The organism is Kitasatospora sp. NPDC003701, assembly GCF_053587085.1.
The window spans coordinates 1-10730 of sequence record NZ_JBSFNM010000124.1 but is presented as its reverse complement, the minus strand read 5'-3'; the positions used below and the strand labels follow the sequence as shown (position 1 = coordinate 10730).

At 73.7% G+C, this 10730-nt stretch carries 6 protein-coding genes and 1 pseudogene; 3 read left to right on the top strand and 4 right to left on the bottom strand.

All coding sequences use genetic code 11. The features are described from left to right. Nucleotides 1-397: pseudogene (locus ACWDRR_RS43615) on the top strand (collagenase); the annotation flags it as partial. A gap of 280 nt (nt 398-677) precedes the next feature. Here the strand turns inward: ACWDRR_RS43615 and ACWDRR_RS43610 are convergent. Then, nucleotides 678-3050 (bottom strand): immune inhibitor A domain-containing protein, encoded by a 2373-nt coding sequence (locus tag ACWDRR_RS43610; RefSeq protein WP_449777906.1) that lies wholly within the window; start codon nt 3048-3050, stop codon nt 678-680. 207 nt (nt 3051-3257) lie between these two features. Continuing rightward, the gene (locus ACWDRR_RS43605) at nt 3258-5324 is read right to left on the bottom strand and encodes a prolyl oligopeptidase family serine peptidase (RefSeq protein ID WP_449777905.1); all 2067 of its coding nucleotides are present in this window, start codon (nt 5322-5324) and stop codon (nt 3258-3260) included. A 92-nt stretch (nt 5325-5416) separates the two neighbouring features. On the opposite strand from ACWDRR_RS43605, the gene ACWDRR_RS43600 reads away from it, so the two are divergent. Continuing rightward, complete coding sequence (locus tag ACWDRR_RS43600; RefSeq protein ID WP_449777904.1) at nt 5417-6607, top strand: aminotransferase class V-fold PLP-dependent enzyme; 1191 nt, start codon at nt 5417-5419, stop codon at nt 6605-6607. Nucleotides 6608-6658: 51 nt separating this feature from the next. On the opposite strand, the gene ACWDRR_RS43595 is transcribed toward ACWDRR_RS43600, so the two are convergent. After that, nucleotides 6659-6991, bottom strand: a complete 333-nt coding sequence (locus ACWDRR_RS43595) for an ArsR/SmtB family transcription factor (RefSeq protein WP_387886721.1) — start codon at nt 6989-6991, stop codon at nt 6659-6661. A 28-nt stretch (nt 6992-7019) separates the two neighbouring features. Beyond that, nucleotides 7020-7394 carry a hypothetical protein gene (locus tag ACWDRR_RS43590; protein ID WP_449777903.1) on the bottom strand — a complete coding sequence of 125 codons (375 nt, stop codon included), beginning with the start codon at nt 7392-7394 and terminating at the stop codon, nt 7020-7022. 258 nt (nt 7395-7652) lie between these two features. Between ACWDRR_RS43590 and ACWDRR_RS43585 the strand changes: the two genes are divergently transcribed. Beyond that, on the top strand, nt 7653-10508 hold the full coding sequence (locus tag ACWDRR_RS43585; protein WP_449777902.1) for a DEAD/DEAH box helicase: 2856 nt from the start codon (nt 7653-7655) through the stop codon (nt 10506-10508). Nucleotides 10509-10730: the final 222 nt, after the last annotated feature.

Below are 10730 nucleotides of genomic sequence, written 5' to 3'. Positions count from 1 at the left end.
CCTGGACGCCGAGATACCGCTCGCCGACTCCCTCTACGTCCCGAACACCCGCTACACCCCCAACGGGTCGCTGAGGTACGCCTGGGCCTCCGAGGTCCAGGCCGCCTTCGCCGCCGCCACGCAGAACGCCCCGGTCTGCAAGGACAACGGCGACTGGAACAACAAGATGCGCTTCAGCTGCTCCGGGCGCATCACCGCCAACCTCACCGACGCGGCCGACGCCGGCCGGGTCCGGGCGGACATGGCCGCCACCGTCGACACCTACCTCCTCGGCCGCGGCGGCGCCGCCGCCAACAACCTGGCCGACATGAACTGCTGGTTCGGCAAGGTCGACGTCTGGCCCACCGGTCGGGCCGGCACCACCGACTACACCTGCGAGGGCCCGCTGCGGCGGTAGCCCTCCCACTGACGCCCGGTCGGGCGTGGCGGGGAACCTCACGAGGGCCACGCTCGACCGGGTTCCACCGGCGCGTCGCTTCGGCGGCGCGCCGGTTCCGCGTTCCCCGGCCGCCCGCCCCACGGCCGGTGTCGCGCGCCCGTGCCCGGTGTCGTGCGCCTACGGCGGTGCCGCGCGCCCGCGCCTGGTGCCACTCGCCCGTGCCCGGTGCCGTGCGCCCCGGAACGTGCGACGGCCCCGACTCCCGCCACGTGCGCGGGAGTCGGGGCCGTTCGCCGGATCAGGAGGCCGGGCCCACCCGGACGGTGGTGATCCGCCCGCCCTGGGCCTCGCGGACGACCTCGATCTTCGTGTTGGTGTCCGGCACCTTCACGCCGAGCTGCGGCGTGGCGGGGTCGCTGTAGACCCCGGTGCGGTCGTTGAAGGCCGGGACGGCCGGCTCGGCGCCGATCCGCACCGGGACGCCGCCCTTGTGCAGGGTGAAGGCGGTGGTCGGCTTCAGCGAGAACGTCGCGTCGAAGGTCTGCGCGCGGCCGTTGACCAGGGTGCCGTCCTTGAAGCGGATCGGCGCCGGGTGGGCGTCGACCGGCAGGATCAGCCCGCCGCCCAGGTGGTTCTTGGTGTTGTTGTCGCCGTACGCGGTGTCCCAGAGCCAGACGAGCACGCCCTCCTGGTACGGGTAGTTGTCGACGATGTTCTGCTTGCCCTCGACGCCCGAGTACCCGAAGTTGTACGGGCCGGTCCTGAGGAAGGCGCCGTAGCCGCTGTAGCGGCGGTTCTCGACGAGGTAGGCGCGCGGGTGCTGCTTGACGGCGGCGCGGCCGGTGATGACCGAGAAGCCGGTGGCCGTCCAGTCGCCCGCGCCGTTCTCCGCGCCGTCGGCGAACAGCTCGGTGTCGCCGGCGGTGATCCGGACGGCGTCGACGAGCACGCCCCGGCCGTGCGTGTTGTTGTCGGAGGTGACGTGGAACCGCAGCCGCACCTGCCGGCCGGCGTAGGCGTCCAGCGGGATGTGCACCTTCCGGTACGTGCCCGACGCGCCGCTGAACCCGGGCGTGTTGGCGGCCGTGGTGCCGATCGGGGCGCCGTCGACGGTGCCGCCGAGGGCCTTCCAGGTCTTGCCCTCGTCGGTGGAGGCCTCGACGGTCAGGAAGTCGTAGTCCTGCTCGATGTCGTACCAGGCGGCGGCGTCCAGCGCGGCCGGGCCGCTCACCGACCGCAGGTCGACGGTGCGGGCCAGCGCGTTGTCCAGGTTGTCGCCCGTGTCGCTCCACCACTGCCGGCCGCCCTGGAAGGGGTCGGCGAGGTCGGTGGTGGTGGTGCTGTCCGGCAGGTGGACCAGGACGGCCTGGGCCTGGTCGGTGTTGTAGCCGCTGACCCCGAGCGCGTGGCTGGAGCGGGTCGCGGCCTGCGCCTCGTCGTAGTCGAGCCAGCCGAACTGCAGCTTGCTCCAGGCGTCGAGGTCGCCCGGGTAGGCGCCGGTGGTGTTCTTCTCCTTGCCCAGGTAGGAGCCGGAGGACATCAGCGACCAGAAGTTGACGCTGTTGTCGCCGCCGTTGGTGCTGTACAGGTCGGGCAGGCCGAGGTTGTGGCCGTACTCGTGGGCGAACAGGCCGACGCCGCTGTTCTCGCCGCCCTGGACGTAGTCGTAGACGTACAGGCCGGTGTCGCCGACCGGCGCGCCGCCGATCTTGTTGCCGGCCGGGCCGGTCTGCCCGGACGCGTCGGGGAAGGCCCAACTGCGGTGCGCCCACAGGGCGTCGGCGCCCTGGGCGCCACCGCCCCAGGTCTCGTCCACACCGGCGTGCACGACGATGACGTTGTCCAGGTAGCCGTCGGGCTGGTTGAACTCGCCGTCCTTGTCGTGGTCGTAGCGGTCGTAGACGTCGTACTGGGCCAGTTCGGCCTTGACGTCCGCGGCGGAGCGGCCCTTGGCCACCTCGCCGTCGTACCAGGCCTTGACCGCGTCCCGGATGAACTCCTGCCCCTGGGTCCAGGCGCCGGAGCCCTGCGGGCCCTTGTTGCTGCCGTACCGGGCCTCGTTGTACGGCAGGGTCACCCAGTTGCTGACCGTGCCCTCGACGTCGTACCGGCCGGAGGACTGGGTGCGGTAGTAGTTGCGCATCGACACCGCGCCGGGCCGGTCGTCGAAGAACAGCTGCTGGTAGTAGTCCCGGCTGAAGTCCTCGTTCCAGAGCGTGTGGTTGTCGCTCCGGTCGGGCTTGGGGATGGTGTTGGCGCGCGGGCCCGGCGTACCGCCGTAGCGGGGCTGGCCGTTGTACTGGGTGGTGTTGTCCACCTGGTCGCCGAACTGGGCGAGGATGACGAAGACCTTGTCCTTGCGCTGCTGCGCGAGCTGGACGTAGTCGTTGCCGATCTTCACCTTGGCGGGCGCCCGCTTCTGTGCGGCCTTGGCCACGGAGCCCTTGTTGAGCTGTTCCAGCGCCTTGGTGCGGAGCGACTGGCGCTCGCGCTCCTGGGGGGCGAGCGGGCCGGGCGGGGCCTCGGTGCCGCCCTCCTCGCCGCCCTGGGCGGCGGCGGCCGCGATGGTGACGGGGGAGGGGGGAGCGGCCTGGGCGGGGGTGCCGAGGAGGGTGGCCGCTATCGCGCTCGTGGTGAGCGCGGCCGCGAGTGCCGCGGACAGTCTGCGCAACTGACCTGTCCTTTCAGGACGGTGGTGGTCGGGGAGTCGGGAAACGGTCGATGGAGCGCAGGTAATATTTCACATGTCATGGGTCACACGGAAGACGCATGACAAGGTGACAGGGCCCGGATGCGCGACCGGCCGCTCCCCGGGGGGAACGGCCGGTCGTGGCGGGGGCGGAGCCGGCCCGGCGGCCGGACCGACGCCCCGGCGGCGCTACCCCAGGGCGCCCCGCAGGAAGGCGAGTTCGGCCGTCGTGACCTGCTCGTTCACTCCGTCGGGGGTCATGTGGGTGACGCCGGGCAGCGGCAGCACGCCGTGAGGGCGGCCCGCCCGGGTGAGCGCCTGGGAGAGCAGCAGGGTGTGCGAGGGGTGCACGTTGTCGTCGGCCAGGCCGTGGATCAGCAGCAGCGGCCGGGTGAGCGACGGCGCGTCGTCGATCAGGCAGTCCGCCGCGTAGCCCTCGGGGTTGTGCTGCGGCAGGTCCAGGTAGCGCTCGGTGTACGCGGTGTCGTACCGGCGGAAGTCGGTGGGCGGCGCGCCCGCGCAGGCGGCGTGGAAGACGTCCGGGCGGCGCAGGACGGCCAGCGCGGCGAAGTACCCGCCGTAGGACCAGCCGCGCACGCCCACCCGGCCGAGGTCGAGGTCGGGGTGGTCCTCGGCGAGCGCGTGCAGCGCGGCGACCTGGTCCTCCAGCGCGGCCTCGGAGAAGCGGCGGAAGATCGCCCGGGTGAAGGCGGGGGAGACGAACGGGGTGCCCCGGTTGTCGGTGGTGACGACCGCGAAGCCCTGGTCGGCCCACCACTGGCGGAGCTGCCAGCGGCGCGGCTCGTTCGCCACGGCCTGGAAGCCGGGCCCGCCGTAGACGTCGAGCAGGACGGGCAGCCGCCGGCCGGGCCGGTGGCCGCGCGGGTACACCACGGCGGTGGGCAGGCCGTGCTCGGTGACCCGGGCGAGCCGCGGTTCGACCCGGTAGGGCAGTGCGGCGGACAGGTCGGTGAGCACTGTCTCGCCCGAGGGGCCGGTCAGCCGGCGGCGGACGCCGTCGGGGCGGGCCGAGACCAGCAGCAGGGTGTCGGCGGCGGCGAGCGCGGAGTGGACGCCGTGGCCCGAGCCCAGCCGCTCGGGCGCGCCGCCGTCCGGGTCGATCAGATGGACGTACTGGTCGGCCGGGTCGCCCTGGCCGGTCTCGCAGAGCAGCTTGCCGCGCAGTCGCCCGACCACCCGGCGGATCTGCAGGCCGGTGGTGTCCAGCGGCTTGCCGTCCAGTGCCAGGCCGCGCGCCTCGGGGGTGTCGAGGACGGTGAGCAGCCGCCCGCCGTCCAGCCGGGCGGGGGTGCCGGGCAGGTCGTCCACCCAGAACTCGTCGGTGGTGCGGGAGAGTTCGCGGGTGGCGCCGGTGGCCGGGTCGGCAGTGAGCAGCAGCACGTTCTGCTGCAGGCGGTCGGCGACGGTCAGCAGGACCTCACCGGCGCCGGCCCACTCGGCCGCGCAGAGGTAGGGGAACGCCTCGGCGTCCCAGTGCAGCCTGGTCCGGGCGCCGTCCAGGCCCAGGACCCAGAGCTGGACGTCGGCGTTGGGCCCGCCGGCCTGCGGGTAGGCGAAGTCCTCGGGCTGCTCGTCCGGGCGGGCCGGGTCGGCGAAGTGCCGCCGGGGCAGGGCGGATTCGTTCACCCTGGTGGCCAGCAGCGCGCCGCCGTCCGGGCGCCACCAGTGGCCCCGGGCGCGGCCCAGCTCCTCGGCGGCGGCGAACTCGGCGACGCCCCAGCGGGCGCCGTCGGCGGGGCTCAGCGGCGGGTGGCCGGGGGTGACGTGCAGGGCGTCGTCGGCGACGTAGGCGACGCGGTGGCCGGCCGGGTCGGGGCGCGGGTCGAAGGCGGGCCCGGCCACGGGGAGTTCGACGCAGGTGCCGGCGGTGGTGTCGGCGCGGAACAGCCGTCCGTCCAGGGTGAACACGGCGACCGCGAGGTCCGCGGTGGCGGCGAAGGTGCCGATGCCGGCGGCGGTCAGCCTGGTCCGCTCGCGCAGCCGGCGCTCGACGGCGGGCAGGTCGTCCCGGTCGCCGCTGCGGTCGGGGGCGAGGGCGGCGGGGTCGGCGACCAGGCGCTCCTCGCCGGTGGCGAGGTCGAGCAGGTGGAGCCGGTCGACCCGGTCCTCCGGGCCGGTCGAGCGGAGCAGCAGCAGCCGGGTACCGTCCTCGCTGAGGGTGATCGCGCGCGGGGCGCCGTAGCCGAAGCGGCCGGTACGGGCGCTGAGGGTGAGGAAGGGGTCGGTGATGGTCACGGCCCGATGTTCGCCGCGCGGCACCGCCCTGGACCAGTAGTGCGTCATGTGAAATGTCACACATCACCTATGATGTCAGCCATGGAGGCGAAGTGATCGAGGACCTGCGTACCGCCGAACCCCCGGCGCCGCTGCCCGGTACGGACGGGCTGTTCACCCTGGACCGCGCGGCGGTCCACCTCAACCACGGCTCGTTCGGCGCGGTGCCCGTCCCCGTCCAGCGGCAGCAGGAGCGGCTCCGGGTGGAGCAGGAGCGCGATCCGGACGGCTTCTTCGCCGACCTGCCCGGCCGGGTCGCCGAAGCCCGGGCCCGGATCGCCGCGGAGCTCGGCACCGACCCGGCCGGGCTCGCCCTGGTCGCCAACGCGACCGAGGCGGTCGCGGTCGCGCTGGACAGCGTCCCGCTCGCGGCGGGCGACCGGATCCTGGTCACCGACCACGGCTACGGGGCCGTCACCCGGGCGGTGCTGCGCCGGGCCGAGGAGGTCGGGGCCGAGGTCGACACCGTCCGGCTGCCGCTGGACACCCCCGACGAGGAGGCCGTCCGGGACGCCGTGCTCGCCGCGGCCGGCGGGCGCACGGTGCTCGCGGTGCTGGACCAGATCAGCTCGCCCACCGCGCGCCGGATCGCCGGCCCGGCCCTGCTCGCCGCGCTGCGCGGGCGCGGCGTGACCACCGTGGTGGACGGCGCCCACGCCCCCGGCATGCTGGCCGCGCCGGTCGAGCCGGACGCCGACTTCTGGTTCGGCAACCTGCACAAGTGGGCCTTCGCCCCGCGCGCCACCGGTGTCCTGGCCGTCCGCCCGGAGTGGACCGGCAAGGTCCGCCCGCTCGCCCTCTCCTGGGAGCACGACCGGGGCTTCCCGGCGAACGTCGAGTGGCGCGGCACCTGCGACTACACGCCCTGGCTGGCCGCCCCGGCCGGCTTCGACCTGCTGCGCGGCCTCGGCGCCGACCTGGTCCGCCGGCACAACGAGGAGCTCGCCGCGCACGGCCGGGCGGTGCTGGCCGACCGCCTCGGACTGACGCCGCTGCCGGCCGCGGCGGGCGTCTCGATGCGCGCGCTGCGACTGCCCCCGGGCGTCGGCGAGTCCGAGGAGGACGCCCGCGGGCTGATGGCACGGCTGTGGCGGCGGCACGCCGTCCGGACGGTGGTGCGGGCCTGGCCGGGCGGCGGGGTGCTGCGGATCAGCGCGCAGCTGTACAACCGGCCGCACGAGTACCGGACCCTGGCGGCGGGCCTGGCGGAGCTGCTGTCCGAGGGGCGGCGGGGCGGGTCGTAGCCGGGGCGGCGGCCCGCGCGAGGGGCCGGCGGCCCGGGCCGGGGCCGGGTGTCAGTCGGCGCCGGCGCGCAGCTCGGCGAGCAGCGCGTTCTGCTCGGCGATCAGCCCGGTGAGGATCCGCCGGGCGGTCCGCAGCAGGTCGGCGACCTCCGTCCCGGACAGCGCGTACACCACCGTGCTGCCCTCCCGGGTGGCGGTGACGATGCCGGACCGGCGCAGCACGGCGAGCTGCTGGGAGAGGCTGGAGGGTTCGATCGCCAGCTCGGCCAGCAGGTCGCGGACGGGCGTCGGTCCGGCCTGCAGCAGCTCCAGCACCCGGATCCGGACGGGGTGGCCGAGCATCCGGAAGAACTCGGCCTTGGCCTGGTACAGCGCGACCGCCACAGCGCTCCTTTCCTGGTGCCCGGCCCGGTCAGATCTCCAGTCCGACCTCGATCCGCTTGAGCTGGTGGCGGGCCATCGCCAGGTTGGCGCGGCCGCGGTTGAGCGCGAGGAAGAGGAAGAGGCCCCGGCCGTTGGGCATGGTGAGCGGCCGGAGCAGGTGGTACTGGCTGGTGAGGCTGACCAGGATGTCCTCGATCTCGTTGTCGTGGAGGTTGAGCAGCTCCATGGCCCGCATCTTGGCCCGGACCACGTCGGTGTTGCCGGCGGCGGCGACGTTGAGGTCCAGTTCGCCGCCCTCGCCGAGGGTGCCGAGCGCCATGCCGCTGCCGTAGTCGACCAGGGCCACGCCGATCGCGCCCTCGATGGCCATGGCCTCCTTGAGCGAGGTCTCCAGGTTCGCCATCGTCTTCTCCTCCTGTGAGCGGGGGACTCCCCTGCGTGGTGGCTGTGGGACCGAATGTAGGGAGACCGGGCGGCGTGCCACCGCGGATGACCGGAGACTTTCGAAGATGGCCGCTTCGTGGCTGCTTGAAGACATTTGCAACTATGGATGTGAGAGAGAACCGATCCGGTAGCGCGGAAAATCGGTGCTATCGATGTCAGTCCTCCCGGGTAACCTCTCGCTGAGATGCGAGATCACACCAATCACACCCGGACGGCGATGAACACCCCTGAGCCCGAGCAGCCCGACGACCGGGAGCTCAGCCCCGCCGAGGCGTACGCGGCCTTCCGCCGCCGGGCCAAGGAGCAGGCCACCGCCCTGTACGGCTTCCAGCAGCTCTACGACTTCCCGCTGGACGACTTCCAGCTGGAGGCCTGCCGGGCCCTGGAGGGCGGCGAGGGCGTCCTGGTCGCCGCGCCCACCGGCTCCGGCAAGACGATCGTCGGCGAGTTCGCCGTGCACCTCGCCCTCCAGTCCGGGCGCAAGTGCTTCTACACCACGCCCATCAAGGCCCTCTCCAACCAGAAGTACGGGGACTTGGTCAAGCGCTACGGCGCCGCCAAGGTCGGCCTGCTCACCGGTGACAACAGCGTCAACGGGGACGCCCCCGTGGTGGTGATGACCACCGAAGTGCTGCGCAACATGCTCTACGCCGGCTCCTCCTCGCTCAACGGCCTCGGCTACGTGGTGATGGACGAGGTGCACTACCTCGCCGACCGCTTCCGCGGCGCCGTCTGGGAGGAGGTCATCATCCACCTCCCCGAATCGGTCGTGCTGGCCTCCCTCTCCGCGACCGTCTCCAACGCCGAGGAGTTCGGCGACTGGCTGGACACCGTGCGCGGCGGCACCAAGGTCATCGTCTCCGAGCACCGCCCGGTGCCGCTGTGGCAGCACGTCATGGCCGGCAACCGGATGTACGACCTGTTCGCCAACCCGGACCGCGACGGCCGCCCCAAGGACGCCCCGCGCAACCCGGCCAAGGCCGTCAACCCCGAGCTGGTCCGGCTCGCCCGCTCCGAGCTGGACCGCAATCCGCGCGACCGGTTCGGCCGCGGCCGGGGGCGCTCGATGCCCAACGGCCGCCCGGGCAAGGTCTGGACGCCGGGCCGGGTCGACGTCATCGACCGGCTCGACGCCGAGGGCCTGCTCCCCGCGATCACCTTCATCTTCAGCCGGGCCGGCTGCGAGGCCGCCGTCCAGCAGTGCCTCAGCTCCGGCCTGCGGCTCAACAAGGAGGAGGACCGGGCCCGGGTGCGGGCCGTCGTCGAGGAGCGCTGCGCCGACATCCCCGACGAGGACCTGCACGTCCTCGGCTACTTCGAGTGGCTCGACGGGCTGGAGCGCGGCATCGCCGCCCACCACGCGGGGATGCTGCCGCGGTTCAAGGAGGTGGTCGAGGAGCTCTTCGTGAAGGGCCTGGTCAAGGCCGTCTTCGCGACCGAGACGCTGGCCCTCGGCATCAACATGCCCGCCCGGTCGGTGGTCATGGAGAAGCTGGTCAAGTGGAACGGCGAGACGCACGCCGACATCACCCCCGGCGAGTACACCCAGCTCACCGGGCGGGCCGGCCGGCGCGGCATCGACATCGAGGGCCACGCCGTGGTGCTCTGGCAGCGCGGGCTGGACCCGGAGGCGCTGGCCGGCCTGGCCGGCACCCGCACCTACCCGCTGAAGTCCTCCTTCCGGCCGTCCTACAACATGGCCGTCAACCTGGTCTCGCAGTTCGGCCGGCACCGCTCCCGCGAGCTGCTGGAGACGTCCTTCGCCCAGTTCCAGGCGGACCGCTCGGTGGTCGGCATCGCCCGCCAGGTCCAGCGCAACGAGGAGGGCCTGGAGGGCTACCGCGCCTCCATGACCTGCCACCTGGGCGACTTCGACGAGTACATGGGCCTGCGCCGCCAGCTCAAGGACCGCGAGAACGACCTCGCCCGCGAGGGCAGCAGCCAGCGCCGGGCGGCCGCCGTCGAGTCCATCGAGCACCTCAAGCCGGGCGACGTCATCCACGTCCCCACCGGCAAGTTCGCCGGCCTCGCGCTCGTCCTCGACCCGGGCCTGCCGCCGGTCAGCCGGAACGGCCGGGTCGGAGCGCGCCACCCCGACTTCCAGGACGGCCCGCGCCCGGTGGTGCTCACCGCCGAGCGGCAGGTCAAGCGGCTCGCCATGATCGACTTCCCGCACCCGGTCGCCGCCATCGAGCGGGTGCGCATCCCCAAGTCCTTCAACCCGCGCAGCCCGCAGTCCCGGCGCGACCTCGCCTCCGCACTGCGCACCAAGGCGGGCCACCTGGAGCCCGAGCGGTTCCGCAAGGGCCGCGCGGCCGCCGCCGACGACCCGGAGATCACCCGGCTGCGCGCCGCCCTGCGCCAGCACCCCTGCCACGGCTGCGACGAGCGCGAGGACCACGCCCGCTGGGCCGAGCGCTACCACCGGCTGCACCGCGACACCGAGCTGCTGGAGCGCCGGATGCGCTCCCGCACCCACACCATCGCCCGCACCTTCGACCGGGTCTGCGGCCTGCTCACCGATCTCGGCTACCTCCGGGGCGACACCGTCACCGACGACGGCAAGCGGCTCGGCCGGCTCTACGGCGAGCTGGACCTGCTCGCCTCCGAGTGCATCCGCGAGGGCGTCTGGAGCGGTCTGGCCGCCGCCGAACTGGCCGCCTGCGCCTCGGCCCTGGTCTACGAGGCCCGGCAGTCCGACGACGCCGCCGCCCCCCGGGTGCCCGAGGGCGGCACCAAGGAGGCGCTCGGCCAGATGATCCGGATCTGGGGCCACCTGGACGCCCTGGAGGAGCAGCACCGGATCAACACCGCCGAGGGCGTCGGCCAGCGCGAGCCGGACGTCGGCTTCGCCTGGGCCGCCTACCGCTGGGCCCTCGGCCACAGCCTGGACTCCGTGCTGCGCGACGCCGACATGCCGGCCGGCGACTTCGTCCGCTGGACGAAGCAGCTGATCGACGTGCTCGGCCAGATCCAGGACGCCGCCGGTGAGGACGCCGAGCTGCGCCGGACGGCCCGCAAGGCGGTGGAAGGGCTGCGCCGCGGCATCATCGCCTACTCCTCGGTGGGCTGACGGCCGGCGGCCGACACGAAGGGGGGCCCGTCGTCGCGACGGGCCCCCCTTCGTGTCGGCGCTTCCCGCGCCCGTGCGTCCGTGCGTCCGTCAGCCGGCCAGGACGGCCAGCACCCGCTCCAGCGACGTCCCGAGGCCCCAGCGGGCGGACAGCTCCTCCAGCGTCATCGGGTCCAGCGGCTCGCGCGGCAGCGCCGGGTCGAAGGCCGGCAGCGGCGCGTC